This window comes from Legionella wadsworthii DSM 21896 = ATCC 33877 (assembly GCF_000701265.1).
GTDB lineage: Bacteria > Pseudomonadota > Gammaproteobacteria > Legionellales > Legionellaceae > Legionella > Legionella wadsworthii.
Genome location: NZ_KL370760.1, coordinates 603382 through 625747 on the forward strand (window position 1 = coordinate 603382; position 22366 = coordinate 625747).

The window sequence follows — 22366 nt, forward strand, 5'->3', positions numbered from 1 at the left end:
TAGGGTGAAGGTATGCATTATTTGCTCAATTTACTAATTTGGTTGCCAGTAATAGGCGGTGTTTTTGTTCTTCTTGCAGGAGATGATCGAAGCCCGAATATTTCACGTTTCTTGGCTCTATTTACCGTAATACTCTGTCTATTACTTTGCATTCCTCTTATTGCTGGATTCGATCCTAAAGTATTGGGCATGCAATATTTGGAGGAATTTTCATGGATGCCTGCTTTAGGTATTAGCTACAGCTTGGGCATTGATGGCATGTCTTTACTGCTCATTGTTCTTAGTATTTTTACCAATTTGATCGTCATATTGGCGACATGGGAGAGCATTACCAGTAAAGTGTCTCAATATCTGGCTGCTTTTTTAATCATGCAGGGATTATTGGTTGGTGTTTTCTCGGCTTTAGATGCGATATTATTTTATATTTTCTGGGAAGCGACTTTAATTCCCATGTATTTGATCATAGGTATTTGGGGTTCTGACAATCGTGTCTATGCTGCTATTAAGTTTTTCCTCTATACTTTTTTAGGTTCTGTACTCATGTTGGCTAGCTTTTTATACATGGGTTATATAGCAGGATCATTCAATATAGAAGCATTTTATGCCGTAAAGTTGGGCATGACAGCTCAAACTTTAATATTTATTGCATTCTTTCTTGGTTTTGCGATTAAGATTCCCATGTTCCCAGTGCACACCTGGTTGCCGGATGCACATACCGAGGCGCCTGCAGGAGGGTCTGTAGTACTTGCGGCTATTTTATTAAAGCTCGGGGCTTATGGATTTATTCGCTTTGCATTACCAATAGTACCCGATGCGTGTAACCGTTATGCGGGCGTCATGATTGCATTGTCTTTAATTGCGATCGTGTACATTGCTTTGGTAGCCATTATTCAAAAAGATATGAAAAGACTGATTGCTTATTCATCAATTTCTCATATGGGCTTTGTCACCTTAGGCTGTTTTGCTGTTTTTGCGATAGCAAAACAATCAGGATTAAGTGCCGCAGGACTTATATTAGAAGGCGCCATAGTCGTTATGATTTCCCATGCTTTCGTCTCCAGCGCACTCTTTGCTGGAGTAGGATATATCTATGATCGCATGCATACCCGACGCTTAGCTGATTTTGGTGGCATTGTGAATACCATGCCTGTATTTGCTTCGTTCTTTATGCTCTTTTGTATGGCGAATGCTGGCTTACCAGGTACATCAGGTTTTGTTGGAGAATTTATGGTAATTCTCGGTTCCATGAAAGCAGGGTTTTGGATAACATTTTGGGCCGCATCTACCTTAATTACAGCAGCATGTTATAACCTGTGGATGTATAAACGAGTTATTTATGGTCCTGTAGCAAATGAAAAAGTTGCAGCATTAAAAGATCTTTCGGGCTACGAGTTAAGTGCTTATATCTTACTTGCTTTGATGGTTATCGCTATGGGTGTTTATCCAAAGCCCTTTTTAGAGTACATACATCAAACCGTAAGTCATACTCTGGCATTGGCAAGTCAAACAAAATTGTAATCAAGGTTAATCAATATGACAGCATTACTTGAAAATATCCATGTAGCTCTTCCGGAAATAATCATTTTGACTGCAGCATGCGTTGCTTTGCTGGCTGATTTATTTTTACGGGATAAGTATCAACCCATTGCTTATGTCGTTTCCTGCATTGGTTTAATATTGGCTGCTGTGGTTAGCTTTCTTTATATTGGCATGTATAAAGTTATTACCTTTAATGGACTATATATCAATGATGATCTTGCCAACATCATGAAATTTTTTATCTATATATCTGTCTTGCTGAGTTTTATTTACTCTAAAAACTATATAGAAGAACGACAGATGCCTTCGGGAGATTATTACATTCTGGGAATGTTTGCTACGCTAGGCATGATGCTACTGGTCTCCGCACATTCATTGCTGACAATATTTCTTGGACTAGAGTTATTGTCATTACCCTTATATGCGATGACTGCCATCCGAAGAACTGACAGTGATGCTTCTGAGGCAGCAATGAAATACTTTGTTATGGGTTCCATCGCATCCGCAATGCTTCTATACGGAATTTCGTTAATATATGGAGCCACTGGAAAGCTGGATTTACTTGATGTGGCTAATGCTATTGCTGCAAACTGGCAACAGCAAAGTACTTTACTTACTTTTGCTTTAGTTTTTATTCTTTCTGGTGTGGCTTTTAAATTGGCAGCTGTTCCCTTCCATATGTGGGCACCTGATGTTTACCAGGGCGCTCCAAGCTCCGTGACGCTATTCTTGAGTGCCGCACCTAAGGTCGCAGCTTTAGGGATGGCACTAAGATTACTCACCATTGGGTTAGTAGATATTAGTGCACAATGGCAACAAATATTATTAGTGATTACGTTGCTTTCAACTGGTTTGGGCAATCTATTTGCTGTAGTGCAAACCAGTATAAAACGTTTACTCGCTTATTCTGCAATAGCGCATATAGGATATGCCCTTTTTGGAGTTCTCGCTGCAACAGCATCTGGGTATTCCGCTGCTCTTTATTATATTGTAGTGTATTCAATTACCTCAGCTGCAGCTTTTGGTCTAGTGGTGTTGATGTCTAACCAGGGCATGGAAATAGATAATCTTGATGACCTAAAAGGTTTGAACAAAAGAAACCCATGGTTGGCTTTTTTAATGTTAATCATCATGTTTTCTCTCGCAGGTGTTCCTCCTACCGTAGGATTTTTTACCAAATTATTGGTACTTAAAGCCTTGGTTGATGCGCACATGACTTGGGTTGCTGTATTAGGCTTATTCTTTACTGTAATTGGGGCTTATTACTATCTGAGAATTGTTAAAATCATATATTTTGACAAACCAGTACAGGCCGATCCAATTGTTATGAATAAAGGAAATCTTGCAGTACTTTCTCTCAATTGTTTGTCGTTAATTTACTTGGGAATATTTCCGAGCGCATTGATTGTTGCTTGCATCAACGCATTTGGCCCCTAAGTGAATAACTCTTGTTTATTTTTAAGAGATATTAGTATTTTTTGATACAGAAAACATATTTATTTATATTCTTATGCAAAAGTACTTGCTAAGAGTACTGACTCTAAGTATACTTGCCATCAGTTGACGCGGGGTGGAGCAGCCTGGTAGCTCGTCGGGCTCATAACCCGAAGGTCGTAGGTTCAAATCCTGCCCCCGCTACCACTTATTTAAACCCCATTTATGGGGTTTTTTATTATGTTAAATTTGTAACTGCACAAAAAAGATAGTAGTAGCCCAGCGAAGCAAAGGTCTTACTCGGAAATAATGTTTTATCAATCACTTCTTAAGTTAGTCTTTGCCACGAGATTACTATATTGTATTTGCATTAGGCTTTGAGCCCATTTTAGTTTATAAACTATGATACAAGATGACTTGGAACATATATTAGCTCCTACCATTAATGATATGGGCTATGAGCTTTGGGGATGCGAATACCTTTCACAAGGTAGGCATTCTTTATTGCGTATTTATATCGATAAAGCTGACGGGATAGGTATTCAAGATTGTGAAGCAGTAAGCCACCAGGTGAGTGCATTACTTGATGTTGAAGATCCAATTCCAGGCAATTACAGTTTGGAAGTTTCTTCACCTGGCATCCCTAGACCACTATTTAAAATTTGGCAATATCAGCGTTACGTGGGACATGAAGTACAGGTAAAAACTTTTAAACCGATTAATGGAAAACGTAAATTGATGGGTACTATTGTTTCAGCATCTGAAAACTCCATAGTGCTTCATATAAATGACGAAGATCAAGAATTACTTTTTTCAAATATTGTGAAAGCAAATTTGACAGTATAGAGAGGCGAACAATGAGTAAAGAATTGTTACTAGTTGCAGAGGCGTTGTCAAACGAAAGAGGCGTAAGTAAAGAAGTTATTTTACTTGCCATTCAGGCCGCATTGGAGTCTGCAACTCGCAAGATCTTTGGTTTGGATATAGGGGTAAGGATAAAACTGGATCCCCGTACTGGTGAATATGTAACCTTTAGATACTGGGACGTGGTGGATGAAGACGAATTAGAATTTCCTGATCGTCAACTTACTCTGGAACAAGCAAAAGAACGTAATCCTGCCATAAAGGTAGGTGAGCGCATTGAAGAATCGATACCATCAATTGAATTTGGAAGAATAGAAGCTCAAGCTGCCCGCCAAGTCATTATGCAAAAGGTCAGGGAAGCAGAACGGGAGCTCGTAATCGATCAATTCCGAAGCAAGCTGGGTCAATTAATTTATGGAACTGTCAAGAAAGTAACCCGAGATAATGTTATAATCGATTTAGGCGGTAAAGCCGAAGCATTTTTACCGCGTACAGAAATGCTGCCTCATGAAATGTTTCGCCCAAATGACCGAGTACGAGCTTATTTATATGAAATTACTCCCCAAGCCCGCGGTCCTCAATTATTTGTAAGCCGCATTCGCAATGAAATGCTGATTGAGCTCTTTCGTATTGAGGTTCCAGAAATCGGTGAGAATGTTATCGAAGTGAAAGCAGCAGCACGCGATCCTGGAAATAGAGCCAAAATTGCAGTTAAAACCAATGATGGCCGGATTGATCCTGTAGGTGCATGCGTTGGGATGCGGGGAGCTCGAGTTCAGGCTGTTTCAAGCGAACTTGGTGGCGAGCGTGTGGATATTATACTGTGGGATGATAATCCAGCCCAATTAGTGATTAATGCCATGGCACCAGCCGAAATTTCTTCAATAGTTGTTGATGAAGACACGCATACTATGGATTTAGCAGTAGAAAAAGATCAATTATCCCAAGCAATTGGTCGTAATGGTCAGAACGTACGTTTGGCCAGTCAGTTAACTGGCTGGACTTTAAATGTGATGACTACGGATGAATTCGAAAATAAGAATTTAGAAGAATCCAGCAAAATTGTTCGATTATTTACCACTGCGTTGGAAATTGATGAAGAAATCGCGACTTTACTTGTTGCGCATGGCTTCTCTTCACTTGAAGAAATAGCTTATGTGCCAAAGGAAGAATTACTCGCAATCGAAGATTTCGATGAAGAAATTGTTGAAGAATTACGGAATCGAGCCAATGATAAATTGCTGACCATGGCATTATCTTCCGGTAAAGAATTATCGGGCACACCTGACGAATCACTTCTTTCAATGGAGGGGATGAATGAGGAGCTCGCAGATAAATTGGCGTCGAAAGGAATTACTTCAATGGAAGATTTAGCAGAGCAATCTGTAGATGAGTTATTGGAAATTGAAGGAATGACTGAAGAAAAGGCCGGTGCATTAATCATGAAGGCCAGAGAACCATGGTTTTTATAATACTATGGATTTATTAAATTAATGTAGTACAAATATGCAGTTTATTCTTAGATAATTAATATAGCTGCTGAAAGGGGATTAAAATATGGCGGATGTGACGGTTAAACAATTAGCTCAAGTCGTTGGTATTCCGGTTGAACGCTTATTGAACCAGTTACAGGAAGCAGGCTTGTCTTTTTCTGATGACCAACAGACTGTGAATGAAGAGCAAAAGCGGATCCTACTCAATCATTTGAAGAGGACTTCTCTACGTGACGTGAATGTTTCGCCTGAAAGGATTACGCTAAGACGAAAAAGTTTATCAAAAGTTTCTGTAGGGCATGATGCTCATGGTGGCAAAACAGTTAATGTTGAAGTACGTAAGAAAAAGATATTTGTAAAACGTGCCCCAATCATAGAACAACCAGAAATCGAAGAATCAGAGATTGCTCCTGAAGAAAATCTACTGGCAATACAAACTGCCGAGCACCAAAACCCAGATGAAGTTGCTTCAGAGAACGCTCAACCAGATGCCATTGGCGCAGTGTCTGAATCAAATGCTGAAATGATTGAAGAACCCCAAAATGAAATATTAAAACAGACTGAGACAACTGAAAACAATGAAGAAGTAAAAGCAGAGGGTCAAGTGGCTGAGGTATCTTCAGAAGAAGTGATAGAAAACGCCGGTGCCCTTGGGACTACTGAAGAATTACCCAAAAAAGAAGAACATAAAGTCGAGAAACCAGCTAAAAAGAAACATGTCGATCAAGGAAGTGAATCGGAAGCAACAGACTTTAGAAAAGTTAAGAAAAAACCTAAGTACCAGGTGTCCTATGATCGGGAAGATGATGATCAAGAAGGACATCGACGAGGTGGACGTAACAAGTTTAAAAAACGGAAAGGATTTGAAAAATCCGAGAAATTGAGAGAAGCAGAAGAATCACTGACTCATGGATTTGCTTTACCCACTTCTCCGGTTGTTAAAGAGGTTTTAATTCCGGAAACTATTACCGTGGCTGAGTTAGCAAAAAGAATGTCCGTTAAAGCTGCTGAAGTCATTAAGGTGATGATGTCATTGGGCGCAATGGCTACAATCAATCAGGTTATTGATCAGGAAACGGCAGTCATTGTCGTCGAAGAAATGGGCCATAAGTCTCGTGTTATTAAAGAAGATGCCATAGAAGTCGGTCTCGGAGAATCCATTAACACAGGTATCCATAATGAATCCAGAGCGCCTGTAGTGACCATTATGGGACACGTTGACCATGGTAAAACTTCCTTGCTTGACTATATTCGAAGAACCAAGGTTGCGATTGGTGAAGCAGGAGGTATTACCCAACATATCGGTGCTTATCACGTAAGCACACCTAAAGGTGATATTACCTTCTTGGATACACCAGGCCATGCTGCATTCACAGCCATGAGAGCTCGAGGAGCCAAAGTCACAGATATCGTCATTTTGATTGTGGCAGCTGATGATGGAGTCAAACCACAAACTATCGAAGCCATTCAGCATGCTAAGGCAGCAAAAGTGCCAATTATTGTGGCGATTAATAAAATGGATAAACCAGATGCTGATCCTGATCGGGTCATGAATGAATTAACGGTTCATGAAGTCGTTCCCGAAGCTTGGGGCGGTGACACCATGTTTATTAATATTTCGGCTAAATCTGGTATGGGTATTGATGAGCTACTGGATGCAATATTGTTGCAATCCGAGGTCTTGGAGTTGTCGGCGGTTACTGATGGTGCTGCTAAAGGAGTAGTCATCGAGTCCCGCCTGGATAAGGGCAGGGGTCCTGTAGCAACCGTACTGGTGCAAAGCGGAACATTACATAAAGGAGATATCATACTGGCCGGGTTCCAATACGGTCGAGTACGTGCTCTTGTTGGTGATAATGGTGATATGGTTGAAAAAGCAGGTCCATCCATTCCAGTTGAAGTACTTGGTTTGTCTGCGATTCCCCATGCTGGAGATGAGGCAGTGGTGGTTTCTGACGAGAAAAAGGCGAGAGAAGTCGCTTTATTCCGCCAAGGTAAATTCCGGGATGTCAAACTTGCCCGACGCCAAAAATCTACCATTGAAGGCATAATGGAGAATATGGCTGCTGGGGAATCTAAAGTCCTTAATGTGGTACTCAAGGCAGATGTACAGGGCTCTCTTGAAGCCATTTCAGATGCGTTGGTTAAATTGTCTACCGATGAAGTGAAAGTAGAAGTGATTTCAAGCGGTGTTGGCGGTATCACAGAGTCTGATGTTCATTTGGCCATAGCATCAAATGCCATACTGGTAGGATTTAATGTTCGAGCAGATAGTAGTGCCAAGAAATTAGCAGAGCACGAATCGATACAACTTCATTACTATAGCGTTATTTACGATATAGTTGATCAGATAAAAGGCGCTCTAACCGGAATGCTTGCCCCTCAGTTTAAAGAAGAAATTGTTGGTATTGCTGAAGTTCGTGATGTATTTAAATCACCTAAAATCGGTGCCATTGCGGGCTGTATGGTTGTTGAAGGTGTCATTAAGCGCAATAACCCCATTCGTGTACTACGTGCAAATGTGGTCATTTATGAGGGAACGTTGGAATCTTTAAGAAGATTTAAAGATGATGTGGTTGAAGTTCGCCAAGGATTTGAATGTGGTATAGGTGTTAAAAATTACAATGACGTAAAACCTGGCGACTTAATTGAAGTATATGAAATAGTCGAAATAAAGCGTGATTTATAAAGATGAGCCATAATTTTAAACGTACTGATCGGGTCGCTGAGATGATTCAGCGTAAACTAGCTCAGATAATTCCTATGGAAGTAAAAGATCCACGCTTAACTGGTTTTATAACCATATCCGCGGTCAAAGTAACTGCGGATTTGGGTCATGCCAAAGTGTATTTTACTGTGCTGGATGATGATAAAAAACAGGTCGAAACAATACTAAATGCTGCCGCGAGCTATCTACGTAGTGCTTTGGCACGAAGTATTACTTTGCGTACCGTTCCACAACTTCATTTTGTCTATGATGAATCCATAGAATATGGTGAACGTTTAAGCCGGCTTATTGATAAAGTAAACCCTCCAGACTCTGATGAAGATGAGCACGATTAAAGAATCAGCAATAGATGGAATTATTTTGCTGAATAAATCAGAGGGAATGACTTCAAATACGGCTCTGCAGAAAACCAAAAGGTTACTGGGTGCGCAAAAAGCTGGCCATACCGGGAGTTTAGATCCGCTTGCTACAGGTATGTTGCCCCTATGTTTTGGCGAGGCAACTAAAGTCTGTCAATTTTTACTTGATGCAGATAAATGCTATCAAGCGACTGGTTTGTTGGGAATTAAAACCAATACCTCGGATGCAACAGGTGAAGTCATTGCCTTTATGGACAATTTTGCTATTACCGAGGAAGAATTGTTGGGTGTACTGATGCAGCATACAGGGTACATAAAACAAGTGCCTTCCATGTTTTCTGCATTAAAATTTAATGGAACGCCCCTGTATCGCTTTGCCAGAGAAGGCATCAATGTAGAAAGAAAGGCACGGGAGATTTTAATTCGTGATTTACAACTGAATGAATTTGATGGTCGTCAATTTTCAATCACGGTAAATTGCAGCAAAGGAACTTATATTCGCAATTTAGTTGAAGATATTGGGGATGCTTTAGGTGTAGGAGCTCATGTGACGCGCCTGCATCGCGTTTATACATCTGGATTTGAAAACATGCCGATGTATTCGTTAGCTGAACTAGAATCAATGACTCTGTCTGAACGAATAAAATGTTTATTTCCTATGGATAGAGCGATAAATTATTTAGAACACGTCACTCTTTTAGCCGAGGAAGTAGTTACCATTCGTCAAGGCAGGCTCGTAAAAAATAAATTAGGTGGAGAAAGATTGGACTGCGTTCGTCTTTATGATGAAAAGTCTCAATTTATTGGGTTAGGTGAACGAAATACACAAGGTGAAATTAAAGCGAAACGATTACTCTCCTTTTGATTTTTAGCTTTTTGAATGAGAGTAAACCAGAAAATTAAGAAATTTTTTGCACAAAAAGTTTTTCAGCACTTGTTTCATTGCGTATGCCTTGGTAGAATGTTCGCCTTTAAAATGAATACTTAGTAGTTCCGGGAGTGTATAATGTCGCTAAGCAGCGCAGATAAAGCAACAATCGTTAAAGAATTCAAGCGTTCCGATAAAGATACAGGTTCGCCTGAAGTTCAGGTTTCTATCATTACAAATCGTATTAAATATTTAACTGAACACTTTAAAGAACACAAAAAGGATTTTCATTCTCGACGTGGACTACAAGAACTTGTTAATAAACGTCGTAAGTTATTAAAGTATTTAAAGCGCAACGATAGTGCTCGCTATCAAACATTGATCCAAACTTTGGAATTGAGAGATTCTTATTGATTGCTGGGCAAACACATTTCTGTAGAAATGTTTTGGACAAAAAAAACTTTATTGAAAGGCGCATTCTCTGCGCCTTTTTTTTCGTTATAATTACTTAATGAGGAAGATTACGTGGCTAAGTTTACAAAAGAAATAGCATTTGGTGACCACACTCTTATATTGGAAACAGGTGAAATTGCGCGACAAGCTGATGGAGCTGTATTAGCCAGTATGAATGGCACACAAGTGTTAGCTACTGTAGTTGGCAAAAAAGAAGGTGGCGAAGAAAATGGATTTTTTCCACTCACAGTAAATTACCAAGAAAAATTTTACGCTGTAGGCAAGATACCTGGTGGATTTAACAAACGTGAAGGTAGGCCTTCTGAAAATGAAACATTAACTTCACGACTGATTGATCGGCCGATTCGTCCACTGTTCCCAGAGGGTTTTACTAACGAAGTTCAGGTTATTGTTACCGTTCTTTCTTTAAATCCCGAAGTTTCTGCAGACATTGTTGCCATGATTGCATCCTCTGCTGCTCTAGCTCTTTCTGGTGTTCCCTTTAATGGGCCTATTGGCGCTGCTCGTGTGGGCTATAAAGATGGAATTTACCTTTTAAACCCTAGCCGTAAAGAACTAGAAGAATCCCGATTAGATTTAGTCGTTGCCGGAACCAAAGATGCTATTTTGATGGTGGAATCAGAAGCCAAAGAGCTTAACGAAGACATCATGCGCGGTGCGATCATGTTTGGACACGAAATGATGAAAAACGTGATTAAAGCCATTGAAGAACTGGCAGCACAAGCCGGAAAAACACGATGGGAATGGGTTGCTCCAGAAGCCGATACTCATTTACAGCAACGTATTTCGGATATGGTGAAGCAAGAGGTTGAGGCAGCTTATTTAATTAGAGACAAACAAACGCGATATGCACGTTTGGATGAATTAAAAGAACAAGCAATTGCGGCATTACAAGCTGAAAATGAAGAGTTAAAAGCAGATGTCATTGGATCCATGTTTGTGGAAATAGAACGTGCAACAGTACGTAACCGCATTCTTGAAGGTGAGCCACGAATCGATGGACGGGACAACAAAACTGTTCGTCCTATCTCTGTTCGTACCAAACTTCTGGAAAGAACACATGGTTCTGTATTATTCACCCGTGGAGAAACCCAAGCAATTGTAGTAGCCACATTAGGTAATGAGCGGGATGCACAAATACTCGATAATATTACTGGAGAAACCAAAGATCGATTTATGTTGCATTATAATTTCCCTCCTTATTCTGTAGGTGAAACCGGTATGGTCGGAAGTCCTAAGCGACGGGAAATTGGTCATGGCCGATTAGCTAAACGTGCCATTATGGCTGTATTGCCTGAAACAAGTGAATTTCCATACATCTTAAGAGTCGTTTCTGAAATTACCGAATCCAATGGCTCAAGTTCCATGGCAACTGTGTGTGGAACCAGTTTGGCATTAATGGACGCAGGTGTTCCATTGAAAGCACCTGTTGCTGGGGTAGCTATGGGCTTGATAAAAGAAGGTGATCGGTATGCTGTACTTACTGATATTTTGGGTGATGAAGATCATTTAGGAGATATGGATTTCAAAGTTGCTGGAACTGAGCAAGGAATTACTGCATTACAAATGGATATTAAAATCCATGGAATTACTAATGAAATTATGGAGCAAGCCTTAGATCAAGCTTTAGCAGGTCGCTTACACATACTTAATGTGATGAATAATGCACTATCAGAACATAGGGATGAGTTGTCCAAACATGCGCCCCGCATTACTACGATGAAAGTTGCTGAAGATAAAATTCGGACGATTATTGGTAAAGGTGGCGCCACTATTAAGGGATTGATTGAGAGCACCGGAGTCTCTATAGATATAGATGATACCGGAGTGGTTCAATTATTTTCTCCGGACATGGATGCTTTAGAAGAAGCACAAAAGCAGATCAAAGCATTAATTGCAGAAATCGAAGTGGGTCAAACTTATAAGGGTAAAGTCAGTAAAATTGTAGATTTTGGTGCCTTTATTAATCTTTTACCTGGTAAAGACGGATTGCTTCATATTTCTCAGATCTGCAATGATCGGACTCAAAAAGTTGAGTCTGTGCTACAAGAGGGCCAAGAGATTGAAGTATTTGTTGCGGGCATTGATAAGCAAGGACGTGTCAAGCTTGAATGGAAAGACAAACCTCAAGCAGCGGAAGCAACTACCCCAGCTTCAGAAGAAATAAAGGAACATGAAGAAGAGCACCATCAAGAACATGTGGCTGGTGAGGGAGAAGAAGAATAAGAACTTCCTCTCTAGTTCTACTAGAGAGATTTTTTAAATCCTGGGTGAAGCGCTGCAAGCCCAGGATTTATCAGACAATCACTTATTGTAATTATGAGTCAAGGTTAAAAATTCACCGCGACTGGTGGGATTATTGCGCATGTCTCCGAGCATCACGGATGTAGTCATTATTGAATTTTGCTTTTCAACACCACGCATCATCATACAAAGATGTTTGGCTTCAATAACGACAGCAACACCGCGTGCCCCAGTAATCGATTCCAAGCAGTTCGCGATTTCTGTAGTCAACCTTTCTTGAATTTGTAAGCGTCGAGCAAAGTAATCAACAATGCGAGCGATTTTTGATAATCCGATTACCTTCCCATTGGGAATATAGCCTACATGGCATTTTCCAAGAAATGGAAGCAAATGATGTTCACACATGGAGTACATTTCAATGTCCTTCACGATGACCATTTCACTCATGTCGGAATCGAATAAAGCCCCATTGATTATCTCTTCGAGACTTTCATTATAACCTTTAGTCAAATAACGCATGGCATTTGCAGCGCGTGCAGGGGTATCGATTAACCCTTGCCTGTTAACGTCTTCACCTAATTGCGATAGCAGTTCTTTATAAAGTTTTTCCATATTGTTTCCTATCCCGGGGGCCAAGTCATATGACGACCACCCAGTAAATGTAAATGAATGTGATATACTGTTTGGCCACCATCGGGATTAATGTTAAAAACTAATCGGTATCCTGCGTCACTTATTCCTTCAGCTTGAGCAATTTTTTTTGCACTTAAAATCATTTTTCCCAACAGGGCCTGGTTTTCATCTTTTGCATCATTCAATGTAGCAATATGCTGCTTGGGAATGATCAATAGATGTGTGGGAGCTTGTGGGTGGAGATCACGAAAAGACATTATTTCATCGTCTTCAAAAACTACTGATGCAGGTATCGAACCTTGGGCAATACTGCAAAATAAGCAATTCATAAGTAATCTCGTCAGTTAAAAAAGATATTATACATCGCATTGCTCAGAATGCGACAGCTTCTCTTTGCCTTTTGATAGGTTTTTTCGCATAATACCCGCTTTATCGAAGTTTTAAAATTCACTAATAATTTGAGTTTATGCCGTTTATCTATCAAAAAAAGACTTGATTAAGAGGGGGAGAGGAACAAATGAGTTTAATGAGAATTAGTATGGGCAGTAATTTACCAAAAGAAATTAATGTGATTATAGAAATTCCAATGCATAGCGAACCGGTAAAATATGAAGTAAATAAAGAATCCGGGGTCTTGTTTGTAGATCGTTTTTTATCCACTCCCATGTTTTACCCTGTGAATTACGGCTATGTACCCCAGACTTTATCAGAAGATGGAGATCCTGTTGATGTTCTCGTCGTAACCCCTGTACCTCTCGTTGGCGGTTCGGTTATTCCATGCCGACCCATCGGTATGCTCAAAATGACTGATGAATCGGGCATTGATGCGAAAATTTTGGCTGTTCCGATAAATAAGCTTACTAAAATTTACGAATCAGTCCAAACCTACGAAGACATGCCAAAACATTTATTAAATTCATTGGAACACTTTTTCAGTCATTACAAAGACTTAGAAGAGGGGAAATGGGTTAAACTGAATGGCTGGGTCGGACCTGAAGCAGCATACGAAGAAATCATGGCCAGCGTGGATCGGTATAACAGTGAAAAATAATTTATGCTGAAGTAGGAAAAGTTCTGGTTTAGGGGTTTACTGAGCTCCTAACCAGATTTTTGAATTCATATACCGCTCTAATCATGATGATAAGCCCATACGGACAAAGTTGCTTCTATCTCGATTTATTTGAAACCATATGATACTTTAACTCGTGAGACAAAAGCCTAAGGATATTCAGTGTCATTCCATCTTTCTACATTGTTCATCATATTGCTTTTTTTAATTTTTTTGGCTGCTTTTTTTTCAGGTACTGAAATCGGGATGATGTCGATTAATCGATACAAGTTAAAGCATTTAGTCAAAAAAGATGACAAACAGGCAATAAGAGTCAATCAGATCCTGTCTCGACCTGATCGCCTACTCAGTGTAGTGTTAATAGGTAATACCCTGGCCAACATCCTGGCGTCTACAATAGCTACATTAATAGGGCAGCATATTTATGGAGATATGGGAATTGTTATAGCCACAGTTATTTTAACCCTTATCGTTTTAGTTTTTGCTGAAATGATACCTAAAACTTTTGCAGCAATTTATCCTCAACGTGTAGCATTTGCCACGTCACTTCCTTTGCTGATATTGCAAATGATTTTTTTACCATTGGTGTACATCAGCAGCTCATTATCAAACGGAGTATTACGCTTATTTAAAATATCCATTGATAAGGCTCAAAAAGAATCATTGACAGGGGAAGAGTTACGCTCAGTAGTACTTGAGGCGGGAGGGTTGCTTCCCGTTGAGCATAAAAGTATGTTAATTAGTTTATTGGATTTGGAGCAAGCTACAGTAGAAGATATCATGATACCTAAGTCAGATATTGTTGGAATTGATATAGAAGAGCCTTGGTCAGAAATTTTGTATCAATTAGAAACAGCAAAACATACTCGGCTGCCTTTATATCGCGATTCAATTGATGACCTGGTTGGTATGATCCACGTTCGCGATGTATTAAATTTAGCAATAGAAAACGAACTTGATCTCGACAGCTTAATAAAGGCAGCGGATAAGCCCTATTTTATTCCGGAAGCTACGCCCCTTAATATTCAACTTTTAAACTTCAGAAAAATGAAAAGACGCATTTCCTTCGTAGTTGATGAATATGGAAATATTCAAGGTTTAGTCACTATGGAAGACATACTCGAGGAAATAGTAGGTGAGTTTACAACAGACGTTGCGGCACTGACCAGAGATTTCATACCTCAAAGCGATGGTTCAGTTATCGTGGATGCCGGTTTAACCTTACGTCACTTAAACCGATTAATGGGGTGGCATTTACCTATGATAGGACCTAAAACGTTGAGTGGTTTAATTGTAGAATATTTGGGGTATATCCCTCCCGCTGAGTCCTGCTTAACCATAGAAAACTATCGAATGGAGATATTAAAAGTCGGCGACAATACAATCCGAAGTGTGAAAGTATATAAAACAATTAAAAAACGTAAATAGATTTACTTGGAATCGTTAGCTTTTATTGTCATTACTTGTGCTGTGAACATATAACCCCCATTGCGGATTGTTTTAATTAAAACAGGTTTTTTTGCATCAATTTCAATTTTTTGACGCAGTCTACTGATTTGTACATCGATTCTTCTATCAAAGGGATTGAGATCGCTGTTTTTAGTAATGTGTAATAAAAGTTCTCGATCAAGTACTCTTTGAGGTTGTTGTACAAATGTTAATAATAAATCATATTCACCAGCACTTAACAGTAATTCTTCATGGGTATTCTCACGAAATACCTGCCTGGAAGCAGGATAAAGCCGCCAATTTGCAAAAACAAAAATGTCCTTTTCATGTTCGGATTGCTGCTGCGCACGGATTACACGTCGACTAATCGCACTGACCCTTGCATGAAGCTCCCTAGGTAAAAGAGGTTTTATAATGAAGTCATCTGCCCCTGCTTCGAGTACTTTGATACATGCTTCTTCATCGGGAGATTTGTGCATTATTAATAAAGGAACTGGATAGTCTGTATAAAATTGATGTATGACCTGCAGATCATTTTTTATAATGGACCAGTCGATTAATATCGCATCGGGTTTACCCAATCCCTTTTGGATAGGTGTTAGCTGTTTTTGTTGTATGATATTTATATTAAATTGAGCAAAGTAATTCTTAAGATCCTCACTTATAGGATCATTATCAATGAATATAAAATAACTCGAATGCGGCATTCACTTATTTCCGAACTTTTAACAAGGATCATTATAATTTTGGCAAGATTAGTATCGACTTGCAATTATTTTCGCTATTATTCTAAGAGTTATTGCTCCAATTTACGCTATTATTTGATAAATTTTTTGCTTTATTTTATTAAACTGAAGTATAAGGAATCTTAGAAGATATTTCGCGGAGAACGGATGACCGAGAATAAAACCCGATTTCTAATCTGGCTGGGAAAAGAGAATAATGGAGTACAGCATTTATTGAAACAAGAGATTAATCCATTTAAAAAAAAACTACGTACAACACAATTAGACTATTTATTCTCAAAACTCGATTTACATTCCTGGGTCGATGAATTAATTCAAATTTTGAATCGATTTGAGGACATATCCTGTGAGTCCAAAGAAGATACCTCAAATGAAAGTAAAGAACAAATACAAGCCGCATTAAATTACATTGAAAACCTTAATTTTGCTGCATTTGTGAACTCCATTTCCTTCTATAAAAAAAATCCATGCAAATTATTTACAGCAATAACCCCTCCCGAGAAATTGATTTCAGTACAAATGCGTTTGTGTCTGTTGCATGATTCTATTCAATACCTACAGAGCTATTTATATGATCTGGCGAAGAAAAATTGCCTGTGTCGTGGAGTTGATTATTTTATAGGAGACGATGAATTACCCCCAGGCATTCAATTTAAAGAAAATGAACATTTCAGAACCATATTAATTGCAGCAATAAAAAAATTAAAAGTGAATTCCTATTCACCCCATAAGACATCAGAAATAGATTATCTTTACCGTCTTTTTGCCGCTTATAAATTTTCGTTTAAACCTTGTTTTTTTATTGATGCAGCCATGGTGCTTCAACAGAATTTAGTTCCAGGAAATAGTAATGGGACCCCATTTTCACTGCGATCCTTACAAGAAAAAATATTAACTTTATTCGCACAGCTTCCTACTAAAGATTGTTTAAACTTGTATGGCTTCTTTTCAAATGAGGACACCCATCGTTTAATCAATATTTTTTTTACCCTGGCTCAGGGCAGAACGGTTAATGGGTTTCCAACCATGAACACTGAAGAAAAAGACGCCATAAAATATGTATTTCATATTTTAAGTTGTATTATGGAGTCATTACGTATTGATTTAGAACAGAGACATCTACTTGGTGAACCTTATCGATACCATGTACTGAGTCCAGATATTGAGATTGGAGTTGATTATCGTGAAGCAGTAAATAGAGCAATGACACTATATCAATTTACTCCCCAACCTGATAATAAAAATTTGGATCAGATATTCCAATCTCTCGAGATAAATGAATCTAGAAAATAATGCCTAGTATCCAATGCCGTGGCAGTTTGTCAAATTTAATAAAAGTCAGTTTATTTTTTCTAGATACCACTGACAATCTGACTTCGCCGTTTATCCATAGGGAGGTAGCAATGTTAATTTGGCTCCATGCTCTAACAAAAATGAAGAGATTTTATTTTTATCAGTTCCGCTTAAATTCGTTTCGCTCAGTTGTACTGGTGTCTGGTTTTGACCATCTGTCGCATTGATGTCTAAATGGGTATGCTCTATCAGCCAGCGCACGAGATCCAGTTTGCCTGATTTTACTGCATAATGTAGTATCCCAAGGCCTGCAGAGTCAGAAAGATCTACTTGTGCTTGATATCCAATAAGCGTAATAACAGCCGAAAGTCTGCCGGATTCAGCTGCGATCATTATAGGAGTTCTTCCCATCGCATCGGGAGTATCTTTATTTGTACTGAATTGACAACACGCTTCAATAATTTCTTTGTTGGCATATCGAGCAGCATAATGTAAAGGCAACCAACCATTAGAGTCCTTTTGAAGAGCAGTATTGTTTACATGAAGCAGCTGAATAACACTATTTAATTGGTTGTTTAAAATAGCAGTATGGATTGGATAATGGGTAGGTTTATTATGTATCAAAGCAAGCTCAGGTCATCTTACCAATGTTTCTTCAATCAAATGATCAAATCCATGTAGTGCCATCTGATGTAAGTCCTACATTTATCATAATGACTTAAATATTGTTTTTAGATTTTCTAGGACTCGATGACTACAATCAATTAGCCATGACAACAATAGATAGGGTCTTTATTTGCATTAGTACTATTAAGGTTTGCTTTTCTTATATTCTAAAAGAAGTGAACGTAATGATTTGATGATTAAGGCACCAAGCTTTCTTTCCCGTCCGGATTTAGTCAATGGTACTCCAATTGTGCGTGAAATTTTAGCTTTTAGGGCCGATAGACCAATCAATCTTTTCCAAGAAAATCCACCCCGATTCATTTTTATATCCTTAATCCCAAATCAGTGAAGTATACACTTATTTTAATGGTTTAAAAGCAGGAAAATGTTTATTCATGATCATGAGAAGGACTATTGAGGTGCCAATTGTAAATATAACTGTCTATAGTATTTATATGTTTTAGTTGGCTTAATAACGGTTCTTTTGCAAATTGTAATAAATGAAAAATGACATCTTGTTTTGTCCCGCCAAAGTCTTCTTCATACCAATCATATAATTTAGAAATAATTAATTTGCCCTCGATGACACTTACTCCCCTAAGTGAATTTATATAATTGGATGCGGCTTGATTTAATTGTTCTTCTAAAAGTTTCCCCTCATATGCTTTTCGATTAAGATTTGGCGCGCCTATGGTGCCATTGTTGACTGCATAATGAGTGCGGGGATCATTCCAAATGGCTCTAATAATTCGATTATCAATATCATCTAAAGTTAAGGTCGTATTGTTTACAGTGACTACATTTGCGCCCCAAGGTCCTATGCTAAACAATCCAGGAGAAATATTAATTTCCTGAATGGAAGTGACGGGGAAATAGTTCGATATGATTTGCACCGTAAGTGCATTATAAAGATTTATCCAATAAGCTAGTTGCTCCTTGCGGTTGTAAAGATTAATATTAATTTCAGACATATCTTTTAAGTAATCTTTTAGCAAATTCATATCTGTTTGAGTCATATGCGCATAATCAACCAGATTGATATTTTCTTCGTTAGTGACGATTCGCCGATTTAAAAAATCTTGCCAAAGTTTATGAGAAATCACCTTTTTGGATAAAGGATTGTTTACCTCCCATATAGGCCATAAATTTTTATAAAAAGATGCATTGGCGAAACCAGAAATGAGAAGCATCAAAATAATAAGGTATTTTTTACAAGACACAGTTTTAAACATGAATTATTGCTCTGTTTCGAAGGGCGTTTCCTATAGTGTTACCATCTAAAAACTCCAATTCTCCTCCAGAGGGGATGCCGTGTGCCAATTGAGTGATATTGATAGGCAAACCCCGCAAAAGCTGATGAATAAAATGAATGGTAGTTTGTCCTTCTACACTAGGGCTTAATGCCAGGATTACTTCTTTGGTTTCTTCTTGAATAATGAGGCTTTTCAGTCGGGGTAATCCTATGTCTTCGGGACCCATACCATCCAGCGGAGATATTTTTCCCATGAGCACAAAATACTTACCTCGGAAAGCATTACTTTGTTCTATAGCCGATACATCAGCAGGGGTTTCTACGACGCAAAGTACGGACGCATCTCGATTGGGGTTTTGACAGAGATTACAAATTTTTTGTTCTGTAAAATTAGCACAACGTTCGCAATGATGGACATTGTTCATTGCTTGCTCAAGACAAGATGCGAGGTGCAGCCCCCGCTGTCTTTGATGCTGAAGTAAATGAAACACCATACGTTGTGCTGATTTTGGACCTACGCCTGGTAGACAGCGAAGTGCTTCTACCAAACGGTTTAACATATCCATCGTTAGGACTATTCCTTATCGCCCTTATCACCGCCCATTAAGTCAGTTGGAATATTTAGGCCGGCGGTTAATTGGCTAATTTTTTCTTTAGAGGCTTTTTCAATTTTTCGTACTGCATCGTTCACCGCGGCAGCAACTAAATCTTCTAGCATTTCTACATCTTCTTCCATCATGGTAGGTTTAATTTTTACTTCAGTAATATCATGTCGGCCGTTCATTTTAACTGCGACCATCCCACCGCCTGCTTCACCTGTAACAATTAATTGACTTAATTGTTGTTGCGCTTCTTGCATACGTTGTTGCATTTTTTGCGCTTCTTTCATCAAGTTTCCAAGATTTTGGTTCATATCCATTATAGGGACCTCATAGGTTAGGGGTTTAAAGCAATATATTATAAGTCATCTTTTAGCGGGACAATAGAATTTTTGACCAATTCCGCTGAAAATTCTTTTTGGAGCTGTTGAAATACCGGATCATTATTTAATGCCGCTTCAGCCTTTATTTGTTTGTGTTGCATTGCTATCTCTTTTTGTTGGGCCGGAGATGCTTGGACTAATTCATCGCTATTTAGAGAAATTTTTACTTGATGTTGGAAATAGTTGCCTAGTGCCGTTTCGATACGCGCAAGAATTGTCGGTGTAAATAAAGACTGGTGCCCTTTGGACACCCGCAAAATGACATCGCGTCCTTCTTTGGCTACGAGTTCCGCATTTTCTGCTGCAGTTAACGTTAAGCCCGTCAGTTTGAGATGAGAGATGATGTTTGCCCAATCCTCAGTTTCCTGAGCCCTATCCAGTTTTTGATCGCTGTTAACATTATCTTCTGAATGTATATCTAAATGAGATAGAACTTGAATGGGTTGTTCCAGATTTTCTGAATCCGCATCTGAATCAGGTTCATCCTGAATAGGTTCGTGCGGAGCACTCACGGGGTGTTCCTTTTTTTGTGAAGAAGCAGATAGATCGATTTGCGAGTTACTATAGGATGCTAGAGGAGGGGGAGCCACTTTAGGCATTGGTCTAAAAGTAAACATACGCAATAAGGTCATGTTAAAACCAATACTTAAAATTGGAGCGAGTTGAATTTCTTCACGTCCTTTTAGCCCAATTTGATAAAACAACTGAATGTCTTCAGCTGATATATATTGGGATAGTGATTTAATTTCCGGTGATGGGTTGATTAGAGGGTTAGATTCTCCAATAGTTTGATAGACCGCAATTTGATGAAGGTAGTTAAGAAGCTCATCAAGGACATACTGAAAATGTCCTCCCTCTACGGCAATATATTGACTAATTGCTAAAACAGCAGAAGCATTTTGTTCTGCTAAGGCTTGTATTATTTGTAATGCATAATCTTGCTGCGTATACCCTAAAATCATTTTCACATCACTTGCGCGCAATTGAGTATCGCAACCAGTAATGGCTTGATCTAAAAGACTCAATGCATCACGCATGCTTCCCCGCGCAGCATGAGCCAATATTTCTACAGCCTGAATTTCAAAGTCCAGTTGTTCCTCTTTGAGAATGAGTTGCAAATGCTGGCTGATTAATTCCATAGCCAAATGTTTTAGATTAAATTGCAAACAACGAGATAAAACAGTGACTGGAAGTTTTTGCGGGTCGGTTGTCGCCAAAATAAATTTGACATGTTCAGGCGGCTCTTCCAGTGTTTTAAGAAGTGCATTAAAACTATGCTGGGACAGCATATGTACTTCATCGATTAAATAGATTTTAAAACGCCCAATTGCTGGTGCATATTGCACATTGTCCAACAAGTCACGAGTATCTTCCACCCGCGTTTTAGATGCTCCATCAATTTCAATTAGGTCAATAAAGCGGCCTTGTTCAATCGCATGACATATGGTGCATTGTAAACAAGGTTCTGAACTAATACCTCTCTCACAATTCAGTGATTTAGCTAAAATACGGGCGATGCTTGTTTTCCCCACACCACGAGTTCCAGTAAAAAGATAGGCATGGTGAAGCCTTTGCTGGTTTAGCGCATTAATTAACGCCTTATTTATGTGGTCTTGGCCAACCAGTTGGGAAAATGTGCGTGGTCGCCATTTACGGGCAAGTGCCAGATAGCTCATACAGGTTTTCACAAATTGGGCGGCGGCTCTAAGAGCCACACTCCGGCGCTCGAATCAATCGCTACCGCTGCTCCCTTCCGGGCCTGACGGGGTTCACGATCTATCGCCGCGAAGGGACCAATAGAGCCACCATAGTTGAACCGTGAAGATTAACAAAAAAAAAGGAGGATAGCCAGCTCTACCCTAAAATTATTTAATCGCAGATACGATTTGCTAAAAAAGTGCTATTCATTATTATATGTTCATGGATGGAATTGAGCGTGGTAATACGCTATTTTTTTGAAAAAAAGAAAAAAAGTGTTTGACACAGGGAGGGAAATCAGTAGAATACGCAGCACGCCTTCGGGGCAGGTTCATTAAGAAGAGAGAAGACAAACTGTGTGGGCACTTTGAAGAACTTTGAGTGCTTAAGAAGTATATAAAGAAGTAAGAAGCTGGTTTTAAACTGGCACAGGAATTGAACTGAAGAGTTTGATCCTGGCTCAGATTGAACGCTGGCGGCATGCTTAACACATGCAAGTCGAACGGCAGCATGGTCTAGCTTGCTAGACTGATGGCGAGTGGCGAACGGGTGAGTAACGCGTAGGAATATGCCTT

The 22366-nt window shown here is 39.1% G+C and carries 19 protein-coding genes, 1 tRNA gene, 1 rRNA gene, 1 other RNA gene and 2 pseudogenes; 15 read left to right on the plus strand and 9 right to left on the minus strand.

Features of this window, described 5'->3' with window-relative positions:
- The first annotated feature begins 12 nt into the window (after window positions 1-12).
- The 11 genes and pseudogenes from BU07_RS0114345 to pnp all read left to right on the plus strand — a co-directional run bounded on the left by BU07_RS0114345 (window position 13) and on the right by pnp (window position 11985).
- Entirely contained in the window at window positions 13-1518 is a 1506-nt protein-coding gene (locus BU07_RS0114345; protein WP_031567191.1) for a complex I subunit 4 family protein, read from the plus strand.
- A 15-nt stretch (window positions 1519-1533) separates the two neighbouring features.
- The gene (nuoN, locus tag BU07_RS0114350) at window positions 1534-2976 is read left to right on the plus strand and encodes an NADH-quinone oxidoreductase subunit NuoN (RefSeq protein WP_031567193.1); all 1443 of its coding nucleotides are present in this window, start codon (window positions 1534-1536) and stop codon (window positions 2974-2976) included.
- Between the two features lie 127 nt (window positions 2977-3103).
- Window positions 3104-3180, plus strand: a tRNA-Met gene (locus BU07_RS0114355).
- A 195-nt stretch (window positions 3181-3375) separates the two neighbouring features.
- Window positions 3376-3819, plus strand: coding sequence for a ribosome maturation factor RimP (gene rimP, locus BU07_RS0114360; protein WP_031567196.1), 444 nt, complete (start codon window positions 3376-3378; stop codon window positions 3817-3819).
- An 11-nt stretch (window positions 3820-3830) separates the two neighbouring features.
- Window positions 3831-5309, plus strand: a complete 1479-nt coding sequence (gene nusA / locus BU07_RS0114365) for a transcription termination factor NusA (protein ID WP_031567198.1) — start codon at window positions 3831-3833, stop codon at window positions 5307-5309.
- A gap of 85 nt (window positions 5310-5394) precedes the next feature.
- Window positions 5395-5728 (plus strand): annotated as a pseudogene (locus tag BU07_RS17895) (translation initiation factor IF-2 associated domain-containing protein); the annotation flags it as partial.
- Between the two features lie 272 nt (window positions 5729-6000).
- Window positions 6001-8019: pseudogene (gene infB, locus BU07_RS0114370) on the plus strand (translation initiation factor IF-2); the annotation flags it as partial.
- A 2-nt stretch (window positions 8020-8021) separates the two neighbouring features.
- Window positions 8022-8393, plus strand: coding sequence for a 30S ribosome-binding factor RbfA (rbfA, locus tag BU07_RS0114375; RefSeq protein WP_031567204.1), 372 nt, complete (start codon window positions 8022-8024; stop codon window positions 8391-8393).
- The gene (truB, locus tag BU07_RS0114380) at window positions 8380-9282 is read left to right on the plus strand and encodes a tRNA pseudouridine(55) synthase TruB (protein WP_031567206.1); all 903 of its coding nucleotides are present in this window, start codon (window positions 8380-8382) and stop codon (window positions 9280-9282) included. The genes rbfA and truB overlap by 14 nt, the downstream gene beginning before the upstream one ends.
- A gap of 141 nt (window positions 9283-9423) precedes the next feature.
- Window positions 9424-9699 (plus strand): 30S ribosomal protein S15, encoded by a 276-nt coding sequence (rpsO, locus tag BU07_RS0114385; protein ID WP_031567207.1) that lies wholly within the window; start codon window positions 9424-9426, stop codon window positions 9697-9699.
- Window positions 9700-9810: 111 nt separating this feature from the next.
- On the plus strand, window positions 9811-11985 hold the full coding sequence (gene pnp / locus BU07_RS0114390; protein ID WP_031567209.1) for a polyribonucleotide nucleotidyltransferase: 2175 nt from the start codon (window positions 9811-9813) through the stop codon (window positions 11983-11985).
- Between the two features lie 78 nt (window positions 11986-12063).
- Here the strand turns inward: pnp and folE are convergent, their stop codons facing one another.
- Together folE and BU07_RS0114400 are read right to left on the minus strand one after the other, a co-directional pair.
- Window positions 12064-12615, minus strand: coding sequence for a GTP cyclohydrolase I FolE (folE, locus tag BU07_RS0114395; RefSeq protein WP_031567211.1), 552 nt, complete (start codon window positions 12613-12615; stop codon window positions 12064-12066).
- Between the two features lie 8 nt (window positions 12616-12623).
- Window positions 12624-12965 carry a histidine triad nucleotide-binding protein gene (locus tag BU07_RS0114400; RefSeq protein ID WP_031567212.1) on the minus strand — a complete coding sequence of 114 codons (342 nt, stop codon included), beginning with the start codon at window positions 12963-12965 and terminating at the stop codon, window positions 12624-12626.
- 188 nt (window positions 12966-13153) lie between these two features.
- On the opposite strand from BU07_RS0114400, the gene ppa reads away from it, so the two are divergent.
- Both ppa and BU07_RS0114410 read left to right on the plus strand, forming a co-directional pair.
- Window positions 13154-13687: an inorganic diphosphatase gene (gene ppa / locus BU07_RS0114405; protein WP_031567214.1), complete on the plus strand. Its 534-nt coding sequence runs from the start codon at window positions 13154-13156 to the stop codon at window positions 13685-13687.
- A 180-nt stretch (window positions 13688-13867) separates the two neighbouring features.
- Window positions 13868-15133, plus strand: coding sequence for an HlyC/CorC family transporter (locus tag BU07_RS0114410; protein ID WP_031567216.1), 1266 nt, complete (start codon window positions 13868-13870; stop codon window positions 15131-15133).
- Between the two features lie 2 nt (window positions 15134-15135).
- On the opposite strand, the gene BU07_RS0114415 is transcribed toward BU07_RS0114410, so the two are convergent.
- On the minus strand, window positions 15136-15861 hold the full coding sequence (locus tag BU07_RS0114415; protein WP_031567218.1) for a response regulator transcription factor: 726 nt from the start codon (window positions 15859-15861) through the stop codon (window positions 15136-15138).
- Between the two features lie 186 nt (window positions 15862-16047).
- On the opposite strand from BU07_RS0114415, the gene BU07_RS0114420 reads away from it, so the two are divergent.
- Entirely contained in the window at window positions 16048-17193 is a 1146-nt protein-coding gene (locus BU07_RS0114420) for a hypothetical protein (protein WP_051635600.1), read from the plus strand.
- Window positions 17194-17283: 90 nt separating this feature from the next.
- Here the strand turns inward: BU07_RS0114420 and BU07_RS0114425 are convergent, their stop codons facing one another.
- From BU07_RS0114425 to ffs, 6 genes are all read right to left on the minus strand, one after another.
- Window positions 17284-17817 carry an ankyrin repeat domain-containing protein gene (locus BU07_RS0114425; protein ID WP_031567221.1) on the minus strand — a complete coding sequence of 178 codons (534 nt, stop codon included), beginning with the start codon at window positions 17815-17817 and terminating at the stop codon, window positions 17284-17286.
- 431 nt (window positions 17818-18248) lie between these two features.
- Entirely contained in the window at window positions 18249-19091 is an 843-nt protein-coding gene (locus tag BU07_RS0114435) for a DUF547 domain-containing protein (protein ID WP_031567223.1), read from the minus strand.
- The gene (gene recR / locus BU07_RS0114440) at window positions 19084-19677 is read right to left on the minus strand and encodes a recombination mediator RecR (RefSeq protein WP_031567225.1); all 594 of its coding nucleotides are present in this window, start codon (window positions 19675-19677) and stop codon (window positions 19084-19086) included. The genes BU07_RS0114435 and recR overlap by 8 nt, the downstream gene beginning before the upstream one ends.
- A gap of 8 nt (window positions 19678-19685) precedes the next feature.
- The gene (locus BU07_RS0114445) at window positions 19686-20030 is read right to left on the minus strand and encodes a YbaB/EbfC family nucleoid-associated protein (protein WP_031567227.1); all 345 of its coding nucleotides are present in this window, start codon (window positions 20028-20030) and stop codon (window positions 19686-19688) included.
- Between the two features lie 38 nt (window positions 20031-20068).
- A complete protein-coding gene (gene dnaX / locus BU07_RS0114450; RefSeq protein WP_031567229.1) occupies window positions 20069-21769 on the minus strand; it encodes a DNA polymerase III subunit gamma/tau in 1701 nt (566 codons plus the stop codon).
- Window positions 21770-21795: 26 nt separating this feature from the next.
- An RNA gene (gene ffs / locus BU07_RS17320) (signal recognition particle sRNA small type) lies at window positions 21796-21892 on the minus strand.
- 336 nt (window positions 21893-22228) lie between these two features.
- Between ffs and BU07_RS0114455 the strand changes: the two genes are divergently transcribed.
- Window positions 22229-22366: ribosomal RNA gene (locus BU07_RS0114455) — 16S ribosomal RNA — on the plus strand; the annotation flags it as partial.